This is a genomic window from Sphingobium sp. (assembly GCF_035511395.1).
Lineage (GTDB): Bacteria > Pseudomonadota > Alphaproteobacteria > Sphingomonadales > Sphingomonadaceae > Sphingobium.
On the sequence record NZ_DATKFP010000052.1, the window covers coordinates 1 to 23,706 of the forward strand.

28 protein-coding genes and 3 pseudogenes are annotated in these 23,706 nt (G+C 61.4%); 11 read left to right on the forward strand and 20 right to left on the reverse strand.

The window, feature by feature from the left end; genetic code table 11:
* The 3 genes and pseudogenes from VMR39_RS02795 to VMR39_RS02805 all read left to right on the forward strand — a co-directional run.
* Positions 1-343, forward strand: a 343-nt coding sequence (locus tag VMR39_RS02795; RefSeq protein ID WP_325414126.1) for a cobalamin B12-binding domain-containing protein, incomplete at its 5' end; no start/stop codon positions are given.
* A 2-nt stretch (positions 344-345) separates the two neighbouring features.
* Complete coding sequence (locus tag VMR39_RS02800; protein WP_325414128.1) at positions 346-768, forward strand: nuclear transport factor 2 family protein; 423 nt, start codon at positions 346-348, stop codon at positions 766-768.
* Positions 769-890: 122 nt separating this feature from the next.
* Positions 891-1,279, forward strand: a pseudogene (locus tag VMR39_RS02805) (transposase); the annotation flags it as partial.
* Between the two features lie 113 nt (positions 1,280-1,392).
* Here the strand turns inward: VMR39_RS02805 and VMR39_RS02810 are convergent.
* Positions 1,393-1,623, reverse strand: a pseudogene (locus tag VMR39_RS02810) (conjugal transfer protein TraD); the annotation flags it as partial.
* A gap of 254 nt (positions 1,624-1,877) precedes the next feature.
* Between VMR39_RS02810 and VMR39_RS30405 the strand changes: the two are divergent.
* Positions 1,878-2,138 (forward strand): annotated as a pseudogene (locus VMR39_RS30405) (IS110 family transposase); the annotation flags it as partial.
* Positions 2,135-3,082 (forward strand): IS110 family transposase, encoded by a 948-nt coding sequence (locus tag VMR39_RS02815; protein ID WP_325414129.1) that lies wholly within the window; start codon positions 2,135-2,137, stop codon positions 3,080-3,082. The pseudogene VMR39_RS30405 and the gene VMR39_RS02815, both read left to right, overlap by 4 nt.
* A gap of 26 nt (positions 3,083-3,108) precedes the next feature.
* Here the strand turns inward: VMR39_RS02815 and VMR39_RS02820 are convergent, their stop codons facing one another.
* The gene (locus tag VMR39_RS02820) at positions 3,109-3,360 is read right to left on the reverse strand and encodes a CopG family transcriptional regulator (RefSeq protein ID WP_325414190.1); all 252 of its coding nucleotides are present in this window, start codon (positions 3,358-3,360) and stop codon (positions 3,109-3,111) included.
* A 201-nt stretch (positions 3,361-3,561) separates the two neighbouring features.
* Positions 3,562-3,888, reverse strand: coding sequence for a hypothetical protein (locus VMR39_RS02825; protein WP_325414131.1), 327 nt, complete (start codon positions 3,886-3,888; stop codon positions 3,562-3,564).
* 661 nt (positions 3,889-4,549) lie between these two features.
* On the opposite strand from VMR39_RS02825, the gene VMR39_RS02830 reads away from it, so the two are divergent.
* Positions 4,550-4,777: a hypothetical protein gene (locus VMR39_RS02830; protein WP_157410148.1), complete on the forward strand. Its 228-nt coding sequence runs from the start codon at positions 4,550-4,552 to the stop codon at positions 4,775-4,777.
* A gap of 459 nt (positions 4,778-5,236) precedes the next feature.
* On the opposite strand, the gene VMR39_RS02835 is transcribed toward VMR39_RS02830, so the two are convergent.
* From VMR39_RS02835 to VMR39_RS02875, 9 genes are all read right to left on the reverse strand, one after another.
* Positions 5,237-6,217, reverse strand: a complete 981-nt coding sequence (locus VMR39_RS02835) for a DUF2493 domain-containing protein (protein ID WP_325414134.1) — start codon at positions 6,215-6,217, stop codon at positions 5,237-5,239.
* A gap of 415 nt (positions 6,218-6,632) precedes the next feature.
* Positions 6,633-7,643 (reverse strand): DUF2493 domain-containing protein, encoded by a 1,011-nt coding sequence (locus VMR39_RS02840; protein ID WP_325414136.1) that lies wholly within the window; start codon positions 7,641-7,643, stop codon positions 6,633-6,635.
* A 71-nt stretch (positions 7,644-7,714) separates the two neighbouring features.
* Positions 7,715-7,996: a hypothetical protein gene (locus VMR39_RS02845; RefSeq protein ID WP_325414138.1), complete on the reverse strand. Its 282-nt coding sequence runs from the start codon at positions 7,994-7,996 to the stop codon at positions 7,715-7,717.
* An 86-nt stretch (positions 7,997-8,082) separates the two neighbouring features.
* On the reverse strand, positions 8,083-8,553 hold the full coding sequence (locus tag VMR39_RS02850; protein WP_088189812.1) for a DUF736 domain-containing protein: 471 nt from the start codon (positions 8,551-8,553) through the stop codon (positions 8,083-8,085).
* Positions 8,554-9,085: 532 nt separating this feature from the next.
* Positions 9,086-10,372 carry a hypothetical protein gene (locus tag VMR39_RS02855; RefSeq protein WP_325414143.1) on the reverse strand — a complete coding sequence of 429 codons (1,287 nt, stop codon included), beginning with the start codon at positions 10,370-10,372 and terminating at the stop codon, positions 9,086-9,088.
* Positions 10,373-10,384: 12 nt separating this feature from the next.
* Positions 10,385-11,587 carry an ATP-binding protein gene (locus tag VMR39_RS02860; RefSeq protein ID WP_325414145.1) on the reverse strand — a complete coding sequence of 401 codons (1,203 nt, stop codon included), beginning with the start codon at positions 11,585-11,587 and terminating at the stop codon, positions 10,385-10,387.
* Positions 11,588-11,681: 94 nt separating this feature from the next.
* Entirely contained in the window at positions 11,682-12,245 is a 564-nt protein-coding gene (locus VMR39_RS02865; protein ID WP_325414147.1) for a hypothetical protein, read from the reverse strand.
* 65 nt (positions 12,246-12,310) lie between these two features.
* On the reverse strand, positions 12,311-13,588 hold the full coding sequence (locus tag VMR39_RS02870) for an ATP-binding protein (RefSeq protein WP_325414149.1): 1,278 nt from the start codon (positions 13,586-13,588) through the stop codon (positions 12,311-12,313).
* Between the two features lie 150 nt (positions 13,589-13,738).
* Positions 13,739-13,978 carry a hypothetical protein gene (locus VMR39_RS02875; RefSeq protein ID WP_325414151.1) on the reverse strand — a complete coding sequence of 80 codons (240 nt, stop codon included), beginning with the start codon at positions 13,976-13,978 and terminating at the stop codon, positions 13,739-13,741.
* A 142-nt stretch (positions 13,979-14,120) separates the two neighbouring features.
* On the opposite strand from VMR39_RS02875, the gene VMR39_RS02880 reads away from it, so the two are divergent.
* Both VMR39_RS02880 and VMR39_RS02885 read left to right on the forward strand, forming a co-directional pair.
* Positions 14,121-14,297, forward strand: a complete 177-nt coding sequence (locus VMR39_RS02880) for a hypothetical protein (protein WP_019052742.1) — start codon at positions 14,121-14,123, stop codon at positions 14,295-14,297.
* The gene (locus VMR39_RS02885) at positions 14,297-15,694 is read left to right on the forward strand and encodes a DUF6880 family protein (RefSeq protein ID WP_325414154.1); all 1,398 of its coding nucleotides are present in this window, start codon (positions 14,297-14,299) and stop codon (positions 15,692-15,694) included. The genes VMR39_RS02880 and VMR39_RS02885 overlap by 1 nt, the downstream gene beginning before the upstream one ends.
* A gap of 38 nt (positions 15,695-15,732) precedes the next feature.
* On the opposite strand, the gene VMR39_RS02890 is transcribed toward VMR39_RS02885, so the two are convergent.
* The 3 genes from VMR39_RS02890 to VMR39_RS02900 form a co-directional block, all read right to left on the reverse strand.
* The gene (locus VMR39_RS02890) at positions 15,733-16,689 is read right to left on the reverse strand and encodes a hypothetical protein (protein ID WP_325414156.1); all 957 of its coding nucleotides are present in this window, start codon (positions 16,687-16,689) and stop codon (positions 15,733-15,735) included.
* Between the two features lie 120 nt (positions 16,690-16,809).
* A complete protein-coding gene (locus tag VMR39_RS02895; protein WP_325414158.1) occupies positions 16,810-17,022 on the reverse strand; it encodes a hypothetical protein in 213 nt (70 codons plus the stop codon).
* A 96-nt stretch (positions 17,023-17,118) separates the two neighbouring features.
* The gene (locus tag VMR39_RS02900; protein WP_325414161.1) at positions 17,119-18,315 is read right to left on the reverse strand and encodes a DUF932 domain-containing protein; all 1,197 of its coding nucleotides are present in this window, start codon (positions 18,313-18,315) and stop codon (positions 17,119-17,121) included.
* Here VMR39_RS02900 and VMR39_RS02905 point away from each other — a divergent pair.
* Complete coding sequence (locus tag VMR39_RS02905; RefSeq protein WP_325414163.1) at positions 18,314-18,772, forward strand: hypothetical protein; 459 nt, start codon at positions 18,314-18,316, stop codon at positions 18,770-18,772. The genes VMR39_RS02900 and VMR39_RS02905 overlap by 2 nt on opposite strands.
* Positions 18,773-18,845: 73 nt before the next feature.
* Positions 18,846-19,313, forward strand: coding sequence for a hypothetical protein (locus VMR39_RS02910; protein ID WP_325414165.1), 468 nt, complete (start codon positions 18,846-18,848; stop codon positions 19,311-19,313).
* A gap of 50 nt (positions 19,314-19,363) precedes the next feature.
* Here VMR39_RS02910 and VMR39_RS02915 read toward each other — a convergent pair whose 3' ends face one another.
* The 5 genes from VMR39_RS02915 to VMR39_RS02935 form a co-directional block, all read right to left on the reverse strand.
* Positions 19,364-19,705 (reverse strand): hypothetical protein, encoded by a 342-nt coding sequence (locus VMR39_RS02915; RefSeq protein WP_325414166.1) that lies wholly within the window; start codon positions 19,703-19,705, stop codon positions 19,364-19,366.
* A 32-nt stretch (positions 19,706-19,737) separates the two neighbouring features.
* Positions 19,738-20,556 (reverse strand): N-6 DNA methylase, encoded by an 819-nt coding sequence (locus tag VMR39_RS02920; protein ID WP_325414168.1) that lies wholly within the window; start codon positions 20,554-20,556, stop codon positions 19,738-19,740.
* Between the two features lie 117 nt (positions 20,557-20,673).
* Positions 20,674-21,372 (reverse strand): hypothetical protein, encoded by a 699-nt coding sequence (locus tag VMR39_RS02925; protein WP_325414170.1) that lies wholly within the window; start codon positions 21,370-21,372, stop codon positions 20,674-20,676.
* A gap of 45 nt (positions 21,373-21,417) precedes the next feature.
* Entirely contained in the window at positions 21,418-22,080 is a 663-nt protein-coding gene (locus VMR39_RS02930; RefSeq protein ID WP_325414172.1) for a hypothetical protein, read from the reverse strand.
* Positions 22,073-22,549 carry a hypothetical protein gene (locus VMR39_RS02935; protein WP_325414174.1) on the reverse strand — a complete coding sequence of 159 codons (477 nt, stop codon included), beginning with the start codon at positions 22,547-22,549 and terminating at the stop codon, positions 22,073-22,075. Before VMR39_RS02935 ends, VMR39_RS02930 begins: the two co-directional genes overlap by 8 nt.
* A gap of 188 nt (positions 22,550-22,737) precedes the next feature.
* On the opposite strand from VMR39_RS02935, the gene VMR39_RS02940 reads away from it, so the two are divergent.
* The gene (locus VMR39_RS02940) at positions 22,738-23,568 is read left to right on the forward strand and encodes a MucR family transcriptional regulator (RefSeq protein ID WP_325414176.1); all 831 of its coding nucleotides are present in this window, start codon (positions 22,738-22,740) and stop codon (positions 23,566-23,568) included.
* Positions 23,569-23,706: the final 138 nt, after the last annotated feature.

Genomic DNA, 23,706 nt, shown 5'->3' on the forward strand with positions numbered 1-23,706 from the left:
CGACGAGGCCGGCGGCATCGACGTCGACTATATCGGCGAGCATAACAGCGTCGAGGGCATGGCCAGCGCCGTCGCCCAGCGCAAGGCCGACATCGTGGGCATCAGCTTCTCCTCGGCCGCCTATGTCGAATATACCCGCCAACTCATCGACGCCATGAAGGCAAAAGGCGTGGGCCACGTCCCCGTCATCCTGGGCGGCATCATCCACCCAGACGATATCGACGAACTCAAAACCATCGGCGTCGCCGCCATCTTCGGCGCAGGATCCAAAACAACCGACATCATCTCCTTCATCCAAAATAACGGCACACAAGGAAATACTCATTCTCGAAGGGAGAAATGAACATGAGTGCGGAAGATCGGCTGGCTATCCAAGAACTTGCCTATCAATATGCCCATTATATCGACAGTTTCGATCCCGACAATTGGGCACAAATCTTCACGCCCGATGCCATATTGGACGAAACAGCGTTTTTTCCCGACGCGCTATTCATAGGCCGTGGCGCCATTCGTGCCTATGGCGAAAAGATCAGCAGAAACGTCGATCAGCTCGTTCACCTGATCACCAATCACATCATATCGGACCTGACGCCGGGAACGGCGCGGGGAACCGCCGTCGCCATCGTGCAGACCATGCGCAAGACAGGCGAACATCTCCGCTTCTACGTCAAATATGAAGACGAATATGTGAAGGTCGGCGATCGCTGGCTCATCGCCAAAAAACTGTTGCGCGCATCATTGCCACCGGAGAAGGTGACAGCCGCCTAGCCCGACTTATTCACCGGCGGCATGGAATGGGGTTGGCGGACGTGGCATAAGCTACTGATCTGGAATAGAGAAAGGGTGCTTAAATCATCCCTCTACGCCGGACAGAAAGAGCCACGACCGCCATGGCAGATGATAGCCCCTTCGGTTTCTCATTCCCAGCGATTTGCCGCAAGAAAGTGACCGCCGCCTTCGACGGCGGTCGGCTCACATCCGATGGTGGCGTAGCTGGCGCAGGCGGAGCGACAGCTTGGCATTGCGGAACGGCTTGTCGAGTGCATTGCCGATCCTCGCGATCAGAGCCGCGTTGTTCATGACCTCGCCGACATCCTGCGCTCGCATGCTGGCGATCGCCTGCGGCTATGAGGATGCCAATGATCTCGACAGTTTGCGTCACGAGCCGGGGTTCAAGCTGGCGCTGGGCAAACTGCCCGGCGGCGTGATCGGCCTGGCAAGCCAGCCAACGATGAGCCGCTGGGAGAATGCGCCGACGACACGCGAACTGGTGCGGCTGACACCAAACCGGCAGCAGGCCACTGATCTGCCTTCGCGGCGATGAAGAGCCAGCTTCCGTCTGCCCCCTTTTCCACCTAGTCTCGGATCGAGAAGCAGTCCTCGGTATTGCCGAGTCCCGGCGGCAGCATCCACCTTGATCGTGGCCTCAGCCAGCTTGACCAGAACGAACCGCTCATATTCGGTCGACTTCTCGAACGCATACCAGAGCGTGCCGATGATCCAGATGATGAAGCCGGCCAATATGGTATGGTAGAAGACCTGGGTCGTCATGCGGACATTGTGGACTATCGCCTGTCCGCCGCGCGTCCAGGAGCCCAACGTGTCGTTGCGGAAGATGCTCACTGGAGTACCTCCAGGCTGTTGGACGCGGAGCCGCGTAGCGGCGTAGTGTTCAACAGCCTGAGCATCTGCCGTGACGACCAAAGATGCTCGCCGTGTGACGGCCCCCATGAGACCAGTCGCGCGGCAGGTGCCGGGAGACCGCAACGGACAACAGGGTGTAGCGCCAGTGCTTGCCGGCCAGAGCGCCTGTCAGTGAGCGATCCGTCCGATCTCCCAGCTCGGGTGCTTCTACACCCATCAGAGGAGATTTGCATATGAACTTGTATGCTGGGCTGGACTGGGGTGGCGTGAGCCACGCCATATGCTTGGTCAATGATAGCGGCCAGATTATCGCACGCTGGGAGATTTCCCATGATGCGTCCGGTCTTGCTGCTCTCCTGGCATCCTTGCGCAAGATAGCGGCGCCTGAAGATTTGCCTATTGCGATCGAGCGACCCACCGGCCTGCTTATCGACACTTTGGTCGAGGCCGGGCATCCTATCATCCCGATCCACCCTAACGTAGTCAAAGCGTGCCGCCCGCGGTATCCGCTGCTGGCGGCAAATCTGACCCCGGCGACGCTTACATGCTTGCCGACATCCTGCGCACTGATGGACACCGTTTCCGTCCGCTCAGTCCCGTCTCCGACGATATCCGAGCATTGAGAGTACTGGTACGCGGCCGGGATGATCTGGTCGCCCAGCGGATCGCTTTGGCCAACCAGTTGCGCAGTTTGCTCGACGGCTTTTGGCCAGGAGCCAATGCTATTTTTGCCGCCATCGACAGTCCGATCGCTCTCGCATTCGTCAGTCGATATCCAACGCCTGACAGCGCCGCGCGGCTCGGTGAAAAACGTCTCGCCAGCTTTCTGGTTCAAAACAGCTATTCGGGGCGTAAATCGGCTGCTCAGCTCCTCGGCCGACTTCGTAGCGCACCAACAGGGCACGCCCAAAAAAGCGAAGTCGTTGCGACCGGTGAACTCGTCCAGGCCCTCGCGACGGTGCTCGAACAGGTCGTGCGCCAAATTGCTAAACTTTCCAAGCGTATCGAACATGATGTCGCTCAACTTGCCGACGGCAGGATCATCATGTCCTTCCCGCGAGCCGGCCGGATCTGTGCCGCACAAATACTCGTAGAACTCGGAGACGTTCGGCAACGCTATCTCTCTGAAGACCATCTCGCCGCAGAAGCCGGCGTCTGTCCCGTCACTCATGCCTCTGGCAAGAGTCGCGGAGTAGTTTTCCGATGGGCCTGCAATCATCGTTTGCGCCGAGCCATCGTCTGCTTTGCAGACAATTCCCGACATTCCTCGCCATGGGCGGCTGACATCTACACGCGAGCTAGAGGTCGCGGCTTCACTCATCAGCATGCAACCAGGATCCTCGCTCGCGCATGGATCCGTGTTCTTTGGCGTGCTTGGCAAAACTATGCTGAGTACAATCCCGAGATCCACGTCGGAGCACTCAAACTCGCCGCATGATATTATTGAGGTAGACACAGGGTGTCTCATGAGAGATCCTCCCCGCCAAGCAATCCGCGTTCGGTAAGGATCATTTGGGTCCGCGCCATGCCCTGTTCCAGCGCTTTGAGGGATTGCTGGCCGACGGATGTCGCGACGATTGACAGGATTTGGATCGAGGTAGCGAGGATCTCATCCTGGGAAGAGAAAACATAGCGTTTGCGCTCATCGACCGCCTGTTCGAGGAGCTGACGAATGAACCCCGATAAGGACAGGATCGCGCCAAGCGCACGGCGCATCAAGGCAGCATGCAGCGATTCATCGAGGCGGAAATTAAGCTGGGCAAGCGAAGGGTCTCCTTATACGGAGACCTTCGAAAATATCATGAAGCGAGCGCATATTACCGGAATGGCGATATTGGTGCAAGCCGCCCTATCACCAGGTTGATCCAGAGATTCAGCGCTGAGAATAAATGCAGACAGGACACAGGCTAAACAGACTCAGTTGCTTCTGATAATGATGGACGGCGGCGGCGTTCCGCCTGTCTCGTCGCGGTGTCGACGGATTTCGCCGATCCCAAGTCTGATCTTCCTGGCTACAACGTCCGACATGCGCCGCACCTCACTGGGCGTATCGAGACCAGGGACGCCCTCCAGAAACTCGGTCAGCAAAATCGTGAGCATCTGACAGACTTCAGCCGAGCCGATATAGAGAGTGTCCCCCTTCCCCGCCGCTGGGGATTGTTGCCTTTGCGCCGACACTTCGCAGATGGCCTTGATCACCGCCCGGCGGAGGTCGCTGATATATGCCTCGTTCAATTCCGTCATGGTGCTGTCCTTTCTGCCGCGACAAAAAAGACCATGAATTCGGCCAGGATTCAACGGGCGTCGCCCCGACGGTTCCGGCGACACAGCATTCTGGAATCCGCATTGGCGTACGACGCGTATCACGAAATTCCAGATGTCGTTTCAATAAGATAGGTTGTAGCGAGTGAGCGTGGTGTTTCGCGTACGACAGCCCACCGGTTCGACGTGAGACATGTAATACAGACTTATCTCGATGTTTTCAGGGCATAATGCGCCCGCAGCACCCGTGCGTAGGGTCCATTACAAAACGGCCTTGCGCCGTGCGTCCCGCCTTACGCAGCGCGCTCGCGCTGCGCTGTCTCGTGCCGGTAGGCGCGGGGCACCCTTGCTGCTGGTTTTCAGGGACCGATATCAGGGCGGTTTGAGGGGTAGAGCTCATGAGCTTGTTCTCCCAGAATTTAAAATGGAGGCCGGATATAAGGCCCGGTCCCGAGAGCGTGATTACCTTTCATCAGGGGATTTAACGCCGGGCTTCGCTTGCCAGCATCGCTGCCTCGTCGGCGCGCCGTACACCCCGCCAGTCCCCCAGGAAGCGGCAAGCCGCACTTGCTTTGGCCCGTCGATATGGCACAGTTGCGTGTGACGGGCAGGCCATCGGGGAAGGACGATGGAAATGCCAAAGATGACCGAAAGGGATCGGCTTGCCGATCTCGAAACACGTCAGCGCAAGCTGACGGAAGATCTGGAAACAGCTCGCCGCGCTCTGCGCGGCAAATATGCGGCCATGGTGAACGACGTGCCGATAGAAACGCTGACGGAACGCGAGTTTCGCGAGCTTCTGATGCAGGCGATCCGGGTTGGTGGCGGCGCAGCGCTGACTGCCCTGAAAAAGTTGCCGCCGGTGACCTGACCCGCCGCGAAGCGGCAATCTGATGATGACCGGCAGGAGTGGAGCATAAAAAGCCCATTCCTGTCGGTATCAGAGCGCAGGATGACGATGCGGCCTTCCGGGGCAAACCCGATAGTGATGAAGCATCCCCGTTCTGCACATCGACGGATATCAGCGAGACTTCCCCTGCTCCGATCATTCTAGATGATAAAGCCATAGGAGGCATTCCGCGCTATGGCCCTCCCCTCCTCTGATGGTCACGCTGAACGTTTTCGCGACGACTCGCCCTCCCAAACCGCACCCAAAGGGTGTCCCTGCGACGAGCACGGCGAAGCCGCGCGCAGGAGGCCGGGACCGCGCTGGCGGTTCCGCATCGCCCCCGCGACGGGCCCGCTTGCGGGTCCCTGAGCGGGGGCGAGTGCTGCGCTCGAAAAAGAAATGAGGACCGGCCCGGTAAACCGGACCGATCCTCGCGGGACGTCATTGCGCCTCCCATTCCTGATCGCTCAGTCGGACAAACCGCGCCGGGATACGCTTCTCTCTGACCAGCCGCGCGAGGTGCGATTGCAATCCCGATCCTTCGCAGACCAGCGCCTCGACGGGACGGAGGCCCACCATCTGCTCGTTGCGTACGAACCCCGCCCGCTTGCCCAGCTTCGCACTGAGGCGGAATGTGATGAGCGTCACCTTGCGCGACGCTGCCCAGGCTGCGGCCATGGCGTCGCACCCCTTGTCCTGCGCAGTCGTCGCCAGCACCATCATCGGATTTCGGGATTTGGCTTCATCGAGCTTCTCCCAGATGAGACGGTCGTCGAACCAGCATTCCGCTCCTCCTGAGAAGATCACGATGGGCCCTTGCGGGTTGTGCGCGTCAGTTCTGCGCTGACGACGGGCGGCGAGGAAATCGGTGGCGGCAATCACCGACGCGGTGCGCTTACTCGATACCAGCGATCCCTTGGGCGCGGACCATGGCCGTCCGGTTTCGGTATGGAAGACGTCAGCGGCATGGTCGCGCATGCACCGCAGTGCATCGGTAGCTTCGTCAAGATATTCAAGTTCGTCGCGTGCCTGCTCGAGTTCGACGCTATGGATTTCGCTGCCATCGGCGCGACGCAGCAGGTCCTGAACCTGCCGTGTCGCCTTGTCGGCCTGGCCCTCCCACTGGTCGGCGACGTGATGGAAGCTGTTGACGATACCCCATGCCAGGCGTTGCGCGGCGGGCTCCAAGCGCGTGTCGCGCAGGACATCGAAAAGTGTCGTGACGATCAGTTCGACGGCGAGCTGGGCTTCCCTCGGATCGGGCATGTCGGTCGCCATCTCCTCACCGCCTGGCCCGATGCGGACACCATCTAGATCGGACGCGAAGGCGGCGTGGAAATCGTCGGTGGTGGCCGCTGTCTCCTGCGTGATGAATGCGGCGATGTCGGAAAATGTGCGGTCAGACTGGTTGATCTTCGTCATGTGAACCTCCTGTTGAAACGAAAGAGGTTCCCCCTTGGGCACGGGCTCCGAGCGGCGGGGTCAAGGATCGCGGAACGCGACCGGCGCAGCCGGCGATGGGGGTCACGATTTTTTGGGGCGGCCACCATGGTCGAGTGAGAAGCGCGGCGCCTGAGCCGCCCCGAAAAATGGTGGGGCCCCGTCGTCCTTGAGGCCGACGCGGTCCCGTGCCACCCTTGGAATTCTTGAGAGAGAGAAGAGGCGTTGCGAATCTGGGGCTCGATGCCCCTGATTCGCAAATGGGTGCCTCCAGGCGCTGTCCTTGCGGGAGAGATCTAGCCACGCTTGCCCTCATCGCCAGGGTCAGCATCTGTTCCATGAAAATGGGGACAGCGCGCGTAGCGCTGTCCCCGAACGAAATGCGAGCGATGTTATGTCAGGCGGCGCGGCGAAGTCGGTTGCGTTGGAGCGGAGCGACCTTTTCGACCGGAACCTGATCGGCCTTGCGGAAGGCATGGATCGGAACGCCTGCCTTGCGCAGAGCCTGATAAAGATTGGCCTGAATACCCGATCCCTCACCCAGCAAGGCTTCGACGGGTTTCAGGTCCACAAGCTTGCGATTGCGGGCGAAGGGCGCACCGCGCCCCGACCCCGTCAGCGAGTATGTCACAAGTTGCACCTCCCGATTGCCAGCCCAAGAGGCCACGATTGCGTCGAAGCCCTTGCGCTGCGCGGTCGTCACCAGCGTCATATGCGGGATGCGTTCGAGGATGGTGTCGAGCCGATCCCAGAGCAATTGCCAGTCATGCCATTCCGCATGGCCTGAGGCGATAACGATCGGTCCACGGGGACGGTACCGCTCCCGTTCGGCCAGTTCACGGGCGCGCAGGAAATCCTGTATCGACACCTGCGTAGCGGTAGCCGCCTTCGATACACGCGATCCGCGAGCCGGCGACCAGGGGCGACCAGACAGCACGCGGAAAGTTTCGGCGGCATAATCGCGCATACACTCGACCGCCTCGCGCTGTTCGGTCAGCGACTGGCACAGGAGCTGTTTCTCCTCCAGTTCGCTGTTGAAGACCTCGGAAGGCTCGATCCGCCGGATCATATCGCGCAGCTCATGGGCCAGCATGTCTTCCTGTCGTTCAAGCTTGCCAGCGACGAAGTGGAAGCTGTTGACCATGCCCCAGGCGATCTCGGACGCGAGCGCGTCCAGGCGGGTATCGGTCAAAAGATCGAAGATGGTGGCGATCACACCCGCGCAATCGGCCTGCGCGTGGAGCGGTTCGGGCATATCATGCTCGCCCGGCTCGTCGCCCGGCGCGATGATCGAAAGCGGGATGGGGTCGCCAAAGGCGCGCTTGAATTCCGGTGTCGCCGTCATCTGTGCAAACAGCGCCGGCAGGTCTGCAAAGTGGTTGATACTGTGCGAATGGTCGTGGGTCATGGGACTTCTCCTCATCATTGAAAAGGAAAAGAGGCGCGAACGCGCAAAAGCGTCCCGCCCCATTATGTCGATCAGTGCATGTTCGCCCGTACGCTGGCGAAAGCGGTTGAGCGCGTCAGGACAGCATCGACGATTTGCGCCGCATGGGGCGCAAAGGGCGTACCTTCGAGCAGGTCATAGATAGCAGCGATGATCTCGCCGCATGTAACGCCGCCAGGTATTTCCGGCGAGCGGACCACAAGCGTGTTTTGGGGTGTCAGCAGATCCCGGATAGCGGGACTGGCCATGATCGCGGCGCAGAGCGCGGAGAGATCGGACAGCGACGCGATGTCATGAAAAGAAGGAAGCGGCATGGACTGTCTCCTCATGCGAAGAAAGGAAAAGGGCCGGGGAGGCCTGACGCCTCCCCGGCCCCGAACTGGTTCCGATCAACGGGTGATCAGAACGGGTCCTCCTCGCCAAACGGCGCGCCTGCACCGGCCAGCTCGCCGTCAGCCCCTGCGGTGCTGTCGCCGAAGCCGCCTTCGTCGCGCGAACCGCGATCGTCATAATTGGTGCGGCTGGTCCCCATGCTGCCCCCGAAGTCGGAGCGCATGGTGTCGCGCCGCCATGCGACCATGTAGCCCCCATGATCGGCCGGGAAGAGCGCGATCGGCAGCGGTTCAGGGAGGCTGGGATCGTCGATATTGCCGGCAAGGAAAACCTCGCCGGTGCGCTTGGACGCAGCCTCCCACAATGCGCCGACCTGAACCCAGCGACGCGCGACGTTGAGCGCAAGGATCTCGTAGACCGGAGCCTTCTCATTCTCGCTCATGACCTTGCGCAGCCCGATGCGCGGGAGATCGATCGTGCGAGTGGCGATCGAGCCCGTCAGGCGGCCGTTCTGATTGAAGATTTCACCGATGTTCATCGTCTTGACCTTTCGAATGTCGCTCGAAATCCATTTTCCGGCGACACCCTCCCCGTCCCTTCTCTCCTCTCTGTCCCGACCTTGCCCCGCGCGCCGCGCGCCCGGAGAACATCGCTCCCCATCCCTCCGGCGCAACGCCATACCAGCCCACAATTTTACGCCCCACCCCCCGGCAGGAGGGGTCGCCAATACAGCCCCGCCGGGGGCAGCGCAGGTGGATGGGGCGCGAGGCTGGAGGCGCGGCGGTAGCCGCGGTGGGGCTACGGTCGAGCGAATAGCGGTAGCGGTGCGCAAGGTGAGATCATGCCGCTATCGCCAGCCAGCGGTCCGGCCAGGCCGGCGGCCTTGTCGTTACCCGATAGGCCTGAAGGGGCACGATCCCGCGAATGACATAATGCGGGATGCCCGTGTCCCGCCGAAGATTGAGGGCGATTTTATAGGCGTGATCGAATGAGCATAAGCGGCGCCGGCAAGGCGACAACCGGGCGGGCAGATCGGACGAGGGCATCATGACCTCCATGCTAGGGTAGGTTCAGGCAGCGAGTGGCCGGTCGGCAGCGGCGTTAAGTGCAAGCAGGCTTTCGAGCGTGACGGGTGTGCGATTTGCCCGCCGGGTCCTGGGGCCTCGGACGGGCCTGGCCGGATCATTGAACCGGCAGCCGATACGCGCGGCATGCTTACCGATAACGGCGGGATCGCGGCCAAGCGCCTGGGCGACATCGACCATCGAGACGCCATGGATCCAGGCGTTGCGGATGGCGCAATCCTCGTCTGCACTGAACGCGCGCATGAAGCCATGCACCAGCCCCAGGCGATTGGCATGATAGAGGACAGCGCGCACGCCGCGACCAAGGTCCCGGGCAATGTCCCGTGTCGGGACCTTGCCATAATCCGCTCGCAACCGGGCTTCTTCCCCGGCCGTCCAGACAGGTCCCTGCCGAAACCCGTCGCGGCGGACATGCGTGCCGCGCAAGCCAAGCGCCTCTGCACGCCAGCGGATGGAATGCGGGCTGCGGCCAAGCCGCTCCCGCAGGGGCGTCAGGCTCGTACCAGTCGCATAAGCGTGGCGCAGCAGTTCATCTTCTTCGGTGATCCAGGGGCGACCCCAACCCCTTCCGTAACCCAGTTTGCGAAGACGCTGTCCCAGGCTGCGACTGTTCCGGGCCGGAAATCCCTCAGAAGCGAGCGCCCTGGCAATGACGACATAGGGCACGCCTGTGGCCGCGAGTGCGAGTGCGCGAGCCATTTCCGCGTCGCTCCAGTCGTCCGGCTGGCAGGCATGGCGCAGACCCAGCGCCGAAGCGCGGGAAATGACTCCGGCAAAAGGTCGGCCGATCAGACTAGCAATCTGGGCAACGGGCACAGCTTTCTCGTAGCCGGCGCGAAGCTGTGCATCTTCCCAACCGCTATAGGGCGGCGATCCAGGTTCGGAGAGTCCGAGCAGTTGGGCACGGGCATAAAGGGCGCTCACACCGCGGCCGAGGCGGGCGGCTAGTGTCGCGGTTGGTTCATGCGTATAGCAGCGCGCCAGTTCCTCATCTTCCCACGCGATCCAGGATCGCCGCGAGTTTCGGCGCAGGCCAAGATCATAGATACGCGTGGCGATGCTGGCACGCGATCGGCCCAGCATTGTGGCAATCTCCTCTAGCGTGCAGTCATCGGCGAAGGAGGCGCGCAAACGCAGCGTTTCATCGGGGAGCCATGCGTCGGCACGGAAAGCCAGCTCGGCAAGTGGCGTCCTTGTGCCAATGCCCCGTTCAGGAATGAACCGCGTAAGTTCGACGATATCAGCGTCAAGATCGAAGCTTGTCTGGGTCATGACGTTCTTCCTTCAGACCAGACCGATAACGGGCGTATCGACGACACGCAGGCGCAACCGGGCAGACAGCCGCGCGATCCGAGTATCACCGCGCGGCATGGTGTCGGACGCACCGATCGCGGCGAGCAGGTCGAGCCCGGCATCGATATCGTTCGCAGGCAGGGCAAGGTGCCGCACCAGATCGTCCGCCGTGGTGGCGTTGGGCGCTATGCTGCCCAGCGCGCCGACAATCCGTGCAGCGGCGGGGGCAGCCGGGTCGAGGAGGAAGGCGTCGAGCGCGCGTTGGCCTCGCATGGTCACCCGATCGCCCCTTGTCGGCATGACCTCTCGCAGGGCCTCAAGATCGAGCAGGGTCCGGCTTTCATCGGCATCAAGATCGGCGGCAGCGACGAGATCGGGCGTGCGCCCGATATGGGGGGTGATTGTCTGATCGATCTTCGCCAGCACCGGGATCGCCGCGAGCGCGGGTCCGAAGGCGAAGAACTCGCCGGGCGGAAGCTGGCGCAGCAACGCGGCCTGTTCACTGCCGAACCCCAGAAGGTCGGCAGCACGTGCCACGTCGCGATCAAAAACATTGAGGCCGATCAGATGATTGTGCAGTTCGGAAACCACCGAACTTGCAAGCTTGGCGAGGCGCTGGGTCGCGATGATCGTACCGATCCCGCGCTTGCGACCCCGCGCGCACATATCCGTCAAGGTGGCGACCCCGAGGCGGCGGGTTTCCGCGTCGCGGGCCGAGGCTGCCATATGCGGCGCGAGCAGATGCGCCTCGTCGATACATACCAGCACCGTGTGGGCCCAATGTTCGCGCGGTGTCGAAAGCAGGCCCGCAAAGAAGGCCGCAGCTTTCTCGATGCGATGATCGGGCTCCAGATCGGTAAGGTCGAGATGGAGGGCGATACGATGCTGCCGCGTTCGCAGCGCGAGCGCTGTGAGACCATCATTGGCATATTCGCGTGCGATGACCGTCGTTGCGCCGATATGCGTAGCAAGGTTGGCGAACTCGCCTTCCGGGTCGACAATGATGGTGGTGAGATAGTCGAAGGCTTCTTCGATGATCCGGCGCAGCGTCTGGCTTTTGCCCGCGCCCGAAGATCCCTGGATCAGGCAGCGTCCCGCCATCAGTTTACCCAGATCCAGTTCGAGCGGACTGGTCGATGAGCGGCCGAGCGGGACTTTCGTGTCGCGGATGAAATCATGATTGGCGATCGTCATGGGATATGCTCCTTTGCCCGGCGGCGCTGAGAGCGGCCGGAGATGCTGGTCGAGGGAATGGGCTTGACGCGATAAGTGGCTGGCGGCCTGGCGATCAGGGATGCTTGTGCTGCGATCCCTCGATCGACTGTTCGGAGAGCGTGGCGTCCTTTTCACAGGCCTCGCAAAAAGCTGCGTCGAACACAGCGCCTAGCGCCCAGTCCTGGGCATCATCGTCCCAGCGCGCCCAGGCATCGCGCATCACCTCGGCGCTGCCACATGCAGAACAGCGGATCGTGATCCTGGCAGCGGGGTTTGCGGCATTGACCGATTTCCCCGCGTCGCCCGTTGCCTCCCCCTGCCCGGCCGCGAAGACCGGGAACCGATCGGAAGGCGGTTCATCACGGTCGAAGCTCAGCCAATTCGCTCCAGCCTTGCGGGCATCCGACAGCAAAGCCCAGAATTCAGGCGAAAGCCCATCGGGGCGATCGGGCCAGTCATCGATGAAGCCAAGATGGACCCAGAAGCCATATTGGTGGGCCTCGATCGACAAGATCGGATGATCGACGATGATCCGGCCGCTCCTTCGCGGCGCGTGCTGGATCAGCCGGTCGATGGCGTCATTCTCGGCGCGGGGAAGATGCGCTGTCGAACAGGCGCAGACGGGGAAGCGGCGCATGGCCGGTCTCCTTGATTGGGTTGGGACAGGGGTGACAGGCGCGGCGAGCAAACTCGGGCACCCTTTCAATTCGGCAAGAAATCGACCGTGATGGCACCGCGCTCGGCGTGAATGACGATCTTGCGATCGAGCGGGATCAGCCAGCTCAGATTATCCCATGCGCTCATGTTGATGGCTTCGAGGGTGGCAGCGTCCTCCCCAAGGAGGATATGCGTAGCGTGCTGCCGCGCCTCGCGTTCGAAGGATCGCGACTGGGTGTCCCAGCTGTCGCAGTCGCCATCATCAGCCCCACAGAAGATCGTCGCATAGATCATGCGGCTCAGTCTGTCCGGGGTGATACCATCATCGCGCGTGGCCAGGATTATGGCCTCCTCAATATCCCAACCGCCATTGCGGCAGACGAGCGCCGGGATTTCGATGGAATGGAAGCTGTGTGGCGCGTCCGTGCGACCGGTTTCACAAACCGTCAGCTCGATGACGATCCGGTCGACCAGGCCACAAGCGAAATCGGCGGGGAGACACATGTCGTCGTCATAGCGATGGACGGAACCTTCCCGGTCGATGCGCAGGGAAATATCCCTGATCACCGGGAGCGTGTCATACCAGGCGTAGCCTTGCAGCGCATCTTCCGCCTCGACGAGTTGCACATCCTCAATGGGCGGTTTGCCCCGAGCCAGCGCAAGCGCCTGCGCAATATCAGGCTCCAGTGAGGGCACGATCAGCATTGCGCCTTCAGGAGCGATCATGCGGCTGCTGCGCCCATGGCAGTCGTCGGCGGTCTGCGGACGCCAGATCGCCAGCCCTGAGCGCGCTTGCGGCAGCGTAACGCCCAGCTCGCACGCCCGCTGCCAGGCGGTAAAGGGCAGCCGATGGTCCGGTTGGGTCTCGATGGCCTTGTACAGGATCTGCTCGGCAGCGTCGCGAAGCGCCTTCAATGCCGCGTTGTCGATGACCTCCTTGCGCGCCGGCAGAACCATATGAATTTCCGGCGCATCCATAATATCGATCCGGACCGTCCAGAGACTGCCATTGTCTTTTTCTTCCCGAACCGTCGGCAAGGCGCATTTGACACGGTGCCCGTGAAAATTGATGCGGCGGCCATCCTGCCAGTCGGGATCCTGGTCATAGACACCGATACGGCAGCCACAGGCTTGCTCGACGAACATGGCGTCCTTGAGAAAGTCTTCCCGGAGCAGCAGCGCTCCGTTCAATGTAATCGGTATGGGAAAATGGCGGGCGGTATCGGCGACGGCGGCGTGCAGGCCATGTATCCACTCGTCCGGCATTTCGATCGAGATCAGCGTGCCATGATCGATCATGGCCGGGGCGATGGCAAGCGGCACGCCGCTGTCCCATGCATGCGCGGGGATCTCGACTTTCCAGGCCGTGCCGGCAGAGGGGGAGAAGGACTGGATTTCGACCGTGCGGCCGGCAAGGCTGAACATGCCCATGCCGGCCGGGTCTTCGCTACGCGCGATGTCATCGCCCCAGCCCTAATGTCCCAACATCAGCACGGCGGCTGGATCGTCGATGCCGCAGCCATCATCGCGGATGTGCAGAAGGGATCGGCCGTCCTGTTCGGTCAGATTGACCGCGATGCAGGTGGCGCCGGCGCGTCTGGCATTCTGGAACATCTCATGAAGGCAGTCCCGGCTGTCGCCTGAAAAAAGGCGGGACGCGCGGCGGATCGCGTCCGGGCTGACTGCGCTATGGATCGTTGTTGGAAGGGGCATGGCGGTCTCCCTGGTTCCGGACTGGAACCCATCATCCCTCCCCTCTTCCTTCCCTCCGTTTGTCTTCGAGGGCCATGGCGCCTGCGGATGCCACTGTGCATCCGATATTGCGGCAGCGGTCTCGGACTGCGAAGGACAAGGAATGCCTCAGGATCTGGATTCGCAACTCACCGACTTTCTGCGCCGCCTGCCGGACTGGATGCGCCGGGACATTTCCGCCGCCGACCCGGCGCGGCGCGAGCGCGCGGAAGAGGCGCTGCACGCCATGCTGCTTGCGCTGATCAAGGGGACAGGACGGTCGGGAGGTGAAGACATCTGATGGCGACCTCTGGCAATGGTAGACGCGGCACCGGCAGGATGACGCTCGAGGCGATCGAAGCGCTGGGACCAGCGCGCCTTGCCCGGCTTGTCCTGGCCCAGGCGGAGCGTGACGCCATATTCGCCCGCGCGGTCCGCATGGAGCTGGCGGCGAAGGACGATAGCGGGGCCCTGGCCCACGAAATCGACAAGCGGCTGAAGACCATTCGGCGTTCGCGCGGGTTCGTCGAATGGGACAAGGTAGGTCCGCTCGCGCGCGAACTCGACCAGTTGCGGGAAACCATATTGGGACCACTGGCCGAAACCTCGCGGAGCCAGGCGGTCGATTGCATGAAGCTGCTGCTGAGCCTTGCCGAACCGGTGTTCGAAAGGTCAGACGACAGCAGCGGTTCGCTGGGCACGGTGTTCCGGCAAGGCGGCGAAGATCTGGGCGGGCTGTGGGCCCGAGCCGATGTACCCGATGTCGAGCAGCTCGCCGGGGATATTTTAACGCTGATCGAAAGGGATGGCTATGGCGTGTTCGACGACCTGCCGGACGCAGCCTCCCCGGCTCTGGGACAGACAGGCCGCGCAGCCTTGCGACGGATGCTGCTGGAACGGCAGGCGGGGCTGACCGGCCCGGAGCGACGGCAGTTCGATTATAAGGTCGGCTGGATGTTGCCCAAACTTGCCGACCTCGACGGCGATGTGGACGCCTATATTGCAACGGCCGATCCCGATCGCCGCAATCCCCTGGTCAATGCGCAGGTTGCCGCCCGCCTGATCGCGCAAGATCGTGCGGCAGAAGCCCTCGACTGGATCGACGCACCGGTTGAGCGCAGCCATAACGAGCGCGAACTCGCCGATCTCAAATTACGCGCCTTTGAAGCGCTGGGCCACAGGGACGATGTGCAGGCGCAGCGCAAGGCGATCTTCGACCGCTGGCTCGACGCTCATGCGTTGCGCGACTGGCTCAGGGCTTTGCCTGATTTCGAGGATGTCACTGCGGAAAGGCAGGCTCTCGATCGGGCCATGACCTATGATCGAGCGACATCGGCACTGGCGTTCCTCATCGCCTGGCCTGATCTCAAACGCGCTGGGAAGCTGACCAGGGAGCGGTTCGACGAGCTGGAAGTCCGGGCCTACGATGTTCTGCGTCCTGCCGCCGAGGCATTGGCTCAGGCCGATCCGGGTGGGGCCACCTTGCTCTATCGCCGACTGGTGACTGGCGTGCTCGACCGGGCGAGTTCGAAATACTACCCCTATGCCGCGCGGGACTTTGCAGCCGCGACGGATTTGGCCGACCGTATCGCAGGCGATGTCGATGTCGTACCGCATGATGACTGGCTGGCCGATCTTCGCAGGGTGCATGGACGCAAGATCGGCTTCTGGAATCAGGTCGGGGGGAAATTCGGATAATCGCGGAGAATGCCGGGGCGGCCAGATTGGAAACCTCCCTACCAATGGTGGAGCGGCAGTCCGTCGACGTCACTGCCGTCACAGTCGAAGAGCAGGAACTGGAAGCCGTGCGCGCGGCCGAAGGCGATGAGCCGCAGCAGATCCTGCGGCAATTGCGCACGGCGGCCATCATCAGTGGCGCGCGTCGGTACGAGCCAGCCATAGACGGAAGCCGCGATGTCGATCGGTCGATCACTGGGCGGCCAGGACGCCCATTTATCGAGGCATGAGGCGGTATGAACCGTCAGATGGGCGGTCGATAGTACACAATAGCGGCCTTGCTCGATCGATCCGGCAGCAAGGGGAGACGGGTGTGCGACGGGCGCAATACGCATGCGATCCTTCGTGCAGCTTTCCGACGGATGACATTCGAAATAGCTTGATATAGCTTCGGTGTCGGACAGAGCGTTCGGGTCGCGCGCGTCGTCAATCTCGCTCCAATATTCACGGCAATAAGCAGCGATTTCCACGTCGAGAGCCATCGCATCGACTGCAACGTGGATATTCATTCCATGCCGATGTTCAATCACGGCAGTGTGGACCTCTATCGCCAGATGGTCCTCATGGCTGGTCCCAATCGCGGGTTGGGGAGGTGCGTCATATCCGGTCGATGGAAACGACTTCGATCCGGCGTACCGAACGGGCGCAGTTGCGCGAATGACCGGACGGCGCGGATCTGACCAGTCGATCGTGTCGGCAATCCAACGGGGCACGAAATCCCAATCAAACGACAACGGATATTCGCCGTCGACGGTGCGCCATGCAGCCTCGACCGCATCGACCCAGCCTACCACGATCAGACGCAGCGCCGCCGTGCCGAGCGTATCGAAGCATGTGCGCAAGGCAAGCGCCAGACTGCTTGCATCGGGAGTGGTCGCAGCACGATCGCGCAGTTCGAGGACCGCTTCCCAAAGACAAGCAGCGGTTTCGAGACGGGATAATGTGTAGCGGGTCATGGAGATGGCTCCAGGGGGAGGTGGCACGGCGCCCACGGTTCGGACAGCGGCTGGATCGGCACACCCGTTCCAGGATTCCGGTTCGCAAGTTCTGTCATCGAGATTGATCGCAGAGCATGATCAGGCCGTGCGGACGGTGGCGGTTCGGCTGAGGTCAGGAATACGCGCATCGTCATAGACGCTGTTTACCGACATCTGCAGCGCCTGTTGCTCCGCAGCAAACCAGGTGGATGCGGGAACAGTGTAAGTCTCGGTGGCATAGTGTTCGCCGCCGCTGAAGAAGGCGATGTCGACGATAAATTGCGGCAGGGGAAGGGACGATTGGGCGCGCATGGCGGCATCCTTTCATGACAATGGCCACCCCGGCGCTTGACCGGGATGGCGAGGAGGAGGGTGGAGAAGGCATGAGAGCGGCGGCACCGGGCCTCCTCAAAGCGCCTGTTCGAGCAGCTTTCTGGCCTTATTCTCCAGGTCGAGGCGGCTGTCCTGATGCGGCTTCGCGCGCGCCAGCGCTGTTATGCCCTGGACGAAATCATAGATGGATTCCGGTGGACGGCCTTCCTCGGCCAGCACGGTCTGGATGATCTTTGCCGTCTCGGCCTTGGAAAAGCCGCGTTTGCGCAGGAAGGGTTCGCGCTCTTCCTCCTTGCGCGCGACGATCCGCTCGCGAGCGGCCTTGATGCCGGAGATGAAATGCGACGGCGAAGAGTTCGCGAAATGCTCGAGCGCGGGCGCGGCCTGATGCGCGAAACGGGCGCCGGCGAATTTCGAGTGGCGGATGTTGACCTCCTCGAAATTCTCGACACCCCACAGACAGCGGTTGGCGCATACGCCGCGCAGATAGAAAGTCGCGATCCCGAGCGTTTTGGAGCCGACTTCACTGTTCCAGGCGTAGAACCCTCGAAAATAAAGGTCGGGATCGCCATTTGGGAGCTTGCCAGCCTCGATAGGGTGCGTGTCGTCCACGAGGAACAGGAAAATGTCCCGGTCCGATGCGTAGAGCGTGGTCGTCTCCCTGGTGATATCGACATGAGGGTTATAGGTCATGCTGCCCCAGTCGATGGTTCCGGGCACCTTCCAGCGCGTGTCGCCGACGCCATCGCCGGCAAAGGCCATCACCGCCTGGACCAGTTCCCAGTCGAAGATCCTGCCATATTCCGACCCGGTCGCCGCCCGCAATTCGGTGCGACCATTCTCGGTCTGGAGCAGTTTAACCTGTTCGCCACGGTGGTTGATCAACCCATGCTGCAGGTTGATGCCGGCAAGCGCGGCAGGAAGCTGGCGCAGATAAGAGGCCGGGGCACCGACGAGACTTGCTACCTGGCCGAAAGACCAGTTGGTGGGGGCAAGCGGTCGATCATCGCCAGGCGCCACCAGCATCAGCCGCTCTGGATTGTCGCTTTTCGCCTCGACCCGGATCGACCGGCTTTCAACGATACGCGTGGTCGCACGGTCCGCGCGGCCGCGCACGGCATCATAGAGACTGGTCAGCGAGAGATATTTCTCGTCGTCGGGACGGGAGAACCACTCGGACGATACGCGGCTGCTCATGCGTCCGCGCGAGACATCGATCCGATAGGGTGCCGTAACGCGGGGGCTTTCGTTCATGGGGGCAAGGGTCGCCATGGAAATCGTCTCCTTGAGATGCAGAGCGACAGGTGCTTCACCGCTCCTGTCACATCCCCGCCCCTCCCTTCCCTTTCGCGCACCGCGATATCGGTTTCACAAGACCTCGACCGGCGGCAGCCGGTACGACGGCGGCTTGTATGTTTTACAAATTGGCGTATATGTTCAACGAAAGGAGGCCGTGATGGCGACGAAGCACGAGGATCATCTGTCTCAGCGACATGAAGCGGTCGTGGCCGCTGCCAAGGCGGCGGGTTTGCTGTCGGGCACGAACAGCGCGGTCGGCGCCCGCGTGCCACGCGAACTCATCGATCGCGCCAAGATGCGCAGCGGCATCGCCTCGACCACCGATCTTGTCGAATATGCGCTCGCAAAAGTGGCGCTCGAAGATGATTTTGGAGCCAGGCTTGTGAGCCGAAAGGGCACAATCCCTGCGGATATTGCGCTTGGGATTTGATCGCAAGGCCTCACTGCGCAGGATCAGGCCGCAGCGATCTGGTGCCAGGCTGTCGCGACGACCCGAAGAGGCATTGCCGCTGGTTCACAAGTCAGCTGTCATAGGCCGCGAGCTTCTGCTCGACACGTGTGTCTATATTGACGTGCTCCAGGGCAAGACACCGGTTGAAGTAGACTGTTTGCTGGAAAACCGGATCGTCAATCATTCCTGCGTGGCGCTTGCCGAAATGACCCATTTGATGGGCGCGCTCGATCCGGCCGACAAGCGCACGGCGTCGGTCCTCAAGACGCTGGGACGGACCATCGACGATATCCCGGAGCATCGCCTCAGCGCGCCCTCCTCCCGCATGTTCGCAGAGGCCGGTATGCTGGCAGGCATGGTCACACGGCTTTGCGGCCAACCCCATTCGATCGCCCTGCTCAACGATGCGCTGCTGTTTCTGCAGGCTGCGGCGACCGGCTGTGACCTGCTGACCGGCAACCGGCGCGATTTCGATTTTCTGGATCAGATCATCCCGGGGACGGGCGTCATCCTTTATTGATCCCTCACATAGGCTGACAAACCAACCATGATCGCGACCGCCAGGATCGGTCAGGCAACGCGCCAGCAGCACCAGCGTTCAGCCGCCTGCCGTGGACTGAGCAGGCCATGATTGCCGGCGCACCATGAACGGAAAGAAGGATCGAGCGCGAGACCTGGATCGGCGAGCCGGTCGATGACGTCCTGCATGAAGCGATCGACTGGAGCGACGTCGGCCCCGGCTCGAACGTGAGCTACCGCAGCCTGAAGTTGCGTCACCATTTTCTCGGCTTCATCGATCGAAATATCCTCGACGGCGCGTAATCCGCCGCGCGGTCCGCAGATGGCCAGAGTTATGATTGCTGTGCCGGACGTCGTCCGGCCCAGGGCGTCGATATGGACATGTCGGGACATGCCAATCTCCTATGATGTGAGGCGTGAGAATGTCAGAAGAGGCTCAACTGTCGCGGCATGGATCGCTGCGATCCCCCTGGTTCGTGCGATGGCGGAACGGCGCCTTGCGATGGTGAAGTCGGGCCGGTCGCGATGGTCGCGCGTTGGGCGGTCTCAGCCAGAGGTTCGCAACGTTGACGAAGGGCGAGCCGAGCGGTCCATCCCCCCAATATATGTGCCGGTGTAAACCAATGGTCACATGTTTCACCCGATAGGGAGTTTCCGACCATAAGATGTGCCGGGATATGAAGCAGTGAGAGTTGAACATAGGCCATGTGGATCGCACGCGGATCGATATCGATCGCTGTCACATGAAGGTGACGCTGATAGTTATGCCCATTATCGCGCATAGCCTCGGCAAGCGCGATCACCATCGATCCCGCGCCGCATGCGGGCTCCATGGCGGTCACGAAGCCATGCTGCGCGATTGTCGCTTCCACCTTTTCGCGATTCCCCAGAGTGGCCTTCGCCATGCAGCGGCTGAGCGCATAGGGTGTGAAATATTGCCCGCGCGCCTTGCTGTGAAGGTCAAGCTCGTGGAACAGGGTGCCCAGCACGTCGCCAGGCCCGGCTTCGAGAGCCTGCACCAGTTCGGCGAGAAGTTGCGGGAACAATTCGACGATCCCGCGCGGGTAGCGCCCGACAATATCCAGATAACGAGCCTCGCGCGTTTCGCGGGCGCGCAGGTCGATGCTGTTCGCCATAGCGATCGCGATCGCCTCCATGCAGTCACCAAAGACGGTATAGAGGTCATGGCGCGGCTCGCTACGGCGCAAGAGCGCCACCATGGCTTTAAGATGCGGCTTATGCACGAATGCCTCCGCAATTGACGATGAGATGGAACGGCACCGAAGGGCCGAACAGCGACGGGCTTTCTTCTCAAGCCCTGTTTGCGTCCGACCGGCGTTTCGGCGGATAGGAAATGGCGCTCAGGAAGCCCTTAGCCACTCGTAGAGCAGATGATCGTCAGGACCATATTGCGAGCCGATGGCGATCCGGATCAGACGGCCGTCGCAGGCGAAGGCGGAGGCCCTGGGAAAGGAAAGGTAGGAACGACCTTCGAGGATCAGGTCGCCCGAGCGCACTTTGGTGATGTCGCGGGTCGTTCCAAGCAGTCGATGACCAGACGGTGCGTCGAGAAGCTTCAGCCGATCACCTGCTTTTACGCGCTTCTTGAACGTCGCTAATGATAGGACCGTATCGACGGGATTGCGGATACCCTGACGTTTTGCCAATGCCGCCCAATAGGCCTGGCCGATGCGCGCTTCGCTGTAGAAACTGCATGACCAGAAATCCTGCAACGGATTGGTCCGCGTGAAACCGAACCGCTCCATTTGATCGCGCACCTCGACGATGAAGGCGTTCTGCGCGTCACGGCCGGTCAGGTCGTCCGGGGTATCGAGTATCTCCGCGATGACCTTGCGCCCGCCGGCAAATTTCTCGGTGCGGATCGCGAAGGTGTTTCCGGTAAAATGCTGGGCCAGATGGCGTTCGATCCGAGAGGCGAGCGATGGCAACGCTTCGCCGGCGCGGTAGAGATCGCCTTCATAATGGAAATTGCCGCGTTCGTCATATTCGGTTTGGCTATACAGGCGCGCGGACGCGCCCGCCGCGTTGGCGTCGGTCATCATATCATCCTTGTGGTTCTCCAAGATTTGGAGACATGTGGTTCGTCAGGCCGACGGCGTTCCAGTTGGGGAACACGCGCTGTGGTCTGCTTCAGTCCTGGCGAGAACCCAGTCGAGATAGCCAAGACGCGTATCGCCATTGCCCACCTCGGTCTTCCAGTCGGCTGATGGATATGCAGGATCGTCAATCCATGGATCGGGCGGTTCTCCCGGTGGCGTTGCTGCCGATCTGCCCAGTCGTCGCGCCAGTTCTTCCTGCGTGGTCGCAAACTCGACATGATCGGCGAATATCGCGCACCACCCTCCCCCGAAGCTGTCGCGACGCGGACGTGTGCAGCTATAGCTCCAGTCGAACCCTATTGGCGCAGTCTTCAAGCTCTCCTGGCAACAATACCGAATGAGTTCGGCGATCGGACCGGGTTGGAAATCTGACGTTCCATGGATGGACACGGTACACTCCGCACCGCCCGCGATCTCGATTTCAGCACCGAAATCGGGGAAAGCGGGATCATCGAAAATCTCGAGCAAACCGTTGAACGGATTGGCAAGATCCGTCGGCATGAAAGCAGCGAGGAATTCAGCGCTCGGTTCGCCCGGCGCAAAGTCGCCCAGCAGATCGGCTGCATGCTGCCACGCCTCCTCGATCAGCGCACTTTCCTGCGCCGTGCAGGTGAAGGCGAAGGAGCCCTGGACATAATGGTCAGCCATGGATCGTCTCCTCATCGATCAGATCGTCATCGACGAGGCCCAGAGGCGGGGGGTTCAGCTTGGCGCGCCGATATTCGGCTTCGATCGCCTCGACACTTCCCAGTTCACGGATGTGCTCGATCGAAAAGACCTGGTCGTCGTCTTCGCTCGTCAGGAAGGTTTCGGGTTCACCATGGCCTGGATAGACGACACGGATGGACGGGAAGCTGCCGATATATCCGTTCGACCATCGGACATAATGGAGTCCAAGGCGGTGGCAGCAGGCTTCGATCGCTTCGAAGCGTCCCCAGGCAACCTCATGGTCCATCAGGGCAAGAGGGGCATTTGCGGGAATATTCGTGGGATCGAAGGGCGTCCCGTCCCAATCGATAGCGGGATTGTCATTGCTGATCGCCTGGACAAGCGCGGGATATTTACCGCGCGGTAAAGTCCCGCCGATCAGGATGTGCGCTGATACGCGGTCAGCCATGTCATGCCTTTCAGAAAATAAGACCTTAAACCGGTCTCCATCTCCTCCCCCCTCTCCCCTTCTTGGGACCATATGGATGCTGTTCATTGCCCGCTTGCCAGAGAAGCCCTTTCTCGCTTAGCTGTTTGGCCAGTTCTTTTCAGGCAATCACCAGCCTCTTCCAGGCCTTGCCTCACCGGGAGTTATTGATGTCCGATACCGAGCAGCCCGATTTCACCGCGATGACGGTGCAGTTACTGAGCGCCTATTTCGCGAACAATCAGGTGCCAGCGGGTGATATCGCCGGAATCATCGAAGCCACGCGCAGCGCACTGGAGCGCAAGGCCGAAGAGGAAGTGCCGGTAACGCCCGAGCATGTTCCGGCCGTTTCGGTCCGCAAGAGCCTTGGCTCGCGCGAACACATCATCAGTATGATCGACGGTAAGGCTTACAAGACGCTCAAACGACATCTGGCAGCCCATGGCCTGACACCTGCCGAATATCGTGTGCGCTATACTCTCCCGAAAACATATCCCATGGTCGCACCGGCCTATTCGGAACAACGTCGCGCCGTCGCTCAGAAACTCGGGCTCGGGCGACAGCTCGGCGCCAAGGGACGGACAGGGGAGATTGCGGCCGTCGATTCGGCGGCAACACCAGCGCCCGTAACGGACGAAAAGCCGAAGCGCGGACGACTCAAGGTCGCGGCTGCCAAGCCTGACGTTCAGCCGGATATCGTTCCAGTCGAGGCGAAGCCTGAGCCAGCGCTGCCCGAAGCGGCGTCGGCAAAACCAGCCAGGACGAAATCGATGACCAGGAAAGCGCCCCGCGCCAGCACGAAGACATCGGCCGCCTCGCAGGAAGTGACGCCCGCGCCGACGACGGCGGACGCTGTAAAGCCGACTGGCAAAGCAAAAGCCGCTGGGAAAACCACGAAACCCAAAGCCCCTGCGTCTACGGAACCGAAGCCCCCCCAACGGCGCACGTTGAAGTTGAAACATAAGGGGGCTGGAACGACAACGAAAGCGTCCGCAGAGTAAAGCGTTCGGGCGAAGCGCGGAAACCAATGACCCGCGCTTCGCCTGCTCTGCGATCCATGAACGCAGAGCGATATCGGAGCGATGCTGACCAAGTGCAAACCGGTCTTGTGTCAGGCGCGTTGGGGCAAGTTCATGGGC

Coding starts and splice junctions, on each gene's coding strand:
- VMR39_RS02865 (WP_325414147.1), bottom strand. CDS start 12,245: ATGCGCCGCTTCCCCGTCTGCGCCTGTTCGACAGCGCATCTTCCCCGC.
- VMR39_RS02855 (WP_325414143.1), bottom strand. CDS start 10,372: ATGACCCAGACAAGCTTCGATCTTGACGCTGATATCGTCGAACTTACG.
- VMR39_RS02880 (WP_019052742.1), top strand. CDS start 14,121: ATGCCTCAGGATCTGGATTCGCAACTCACCGACTTTCTGCGCCGCCTG.
- VMR39_RS02885 (WP_325414154.1), top strand. CDS start 14,297: ATGGCGACCTCTGGCAATGGTAGACGCGGCACCGGCAGGATGACGCTC.
- VMR39_RS02930 (WP_325414172.1), bottom strand. CDS start 22,080: ATGGCTGACCATTATGTCCAGGGCTCCTTCGCCTTCACCTGCACGGCG.
- VMR39_RS02845 (WP_325414138.1), bottom strand. CDS start 7,996: ATGCCGCTTCCTTCTTTTCATGACATCGCGTCGCTGTCCGATCTCTCC.
- VMR39_RS02915 (WP_325414166.1), bottom strand. CDS start 19,705: ATGTCCCGACATGTCCATATCGACGCCCTGGGCCGGACGACGTCCGGC.
- VMR39_RS02860 (WP_325414145.1), bottom strand. CDS start 11,587: ATGACGATCGCCAATCATGATTTCATCCGCGACACGAAAGTCCCGCTC.
- VMR39_RS02875 (WP_325414151.1), bottom strand. CDS start 13,978: ATGCCCCTTCCAACAACGATCCATAGCGCAGTCAGCCCGGACGCGATC.
- VMR39_RS02850 (WP_088189812.1), bottom strand. CDS start 8,553: ATGAACATCGGTGAAATCTTCAATCAGAACGGCCGCCTGACGGGCTCG.
- VMR39_RS02940 (WP_325414176.1), top strand. CDS start 22,738: ATGTCCGATACCGAGCAGCCCGATTTCACCGCGATGACGGTGCAGTTA.
- VMR39_RS02820 (WP_325414190.1), bottom strand. CDS start 3,360: ATGCGCCGTGCGCTTGGCGCGATCCTGTCCTTATCGGGGTTCATTCGT.
- VMR39_RS02895 (WP_325414158.1), bottom strand. CDS start 17,022: ATGCGCGCCCAATCGTCCCTTCCCCTGCCGCAATTTATCGTCGACATC.
- VMR39_RS02830 (WP_157410148.1), top strand. CDS start 4,550: ATGACCGAAAGGGATCGGCTTGCCGATCTCGAAACACGTCAGCGCAAG.
- VMR39_RS02935 (WP_325414174.1), bottom strand. CDS start 22,549: ATGGCTGACCGCGTATCAGCGCACATCCTGATCGGCGGGACTTTACCG.
- VMR39_RS02825 (WP_325414131.1), bottom strand. CDS start 3,888: ATGACGGAATTGAACGAGGCATATATCAGCGACCTCCGCCGGGCGGTG.
- VMR39_RS02835 (WP_325414134.1), bottom strand. CDS start 6,217: ATGACGAAGATCAACCAGTCTGACCGCACATTTTCCGACATCGCCGCA.
- VMR39_RS02925 (WP_325414170.1), bottom strand. CDS start 21,372: ATGACCGACGCCAACGCGGCGGGCGCGTCCGCGCGCCTGTATAGCCAA.
- VMR39_RS02905 (WP_325414163.1), top strand. CDS start 18,314: ATGGAAATCGTCTCCTTGAGATGCAGAGCGACAGGTGCTTCACCGCTC.
- VMR39_RS02890 (WP_325414156.1), bottom strand. CDS start 16,689: ATGACCCGCTACACATTATCCCGTCTCGAAACCGCTGCTTGTCTTTGG.
- VMR39_RS02840 (WP_325414136.1), bottom strand. CDS start 7,643: ATGACCCACGACCATTCGCACAGTATCAACCACTTTGCAGACCTGCCG.
- VMR39_RS02800 (WP_325414128.1), top strand. CDS start 346: ATGAGTGCGGAAGATCGGCTGGCTATCCAAGAACTTGCCTATCAATAT.
- VMR39_RS02900 (WP_325414161.1), bottom strand. CDS start 18,315: ATGGCGACCCTTGCCCCCATGAACGAAAGCCCCCGCGTTACGGCACCC.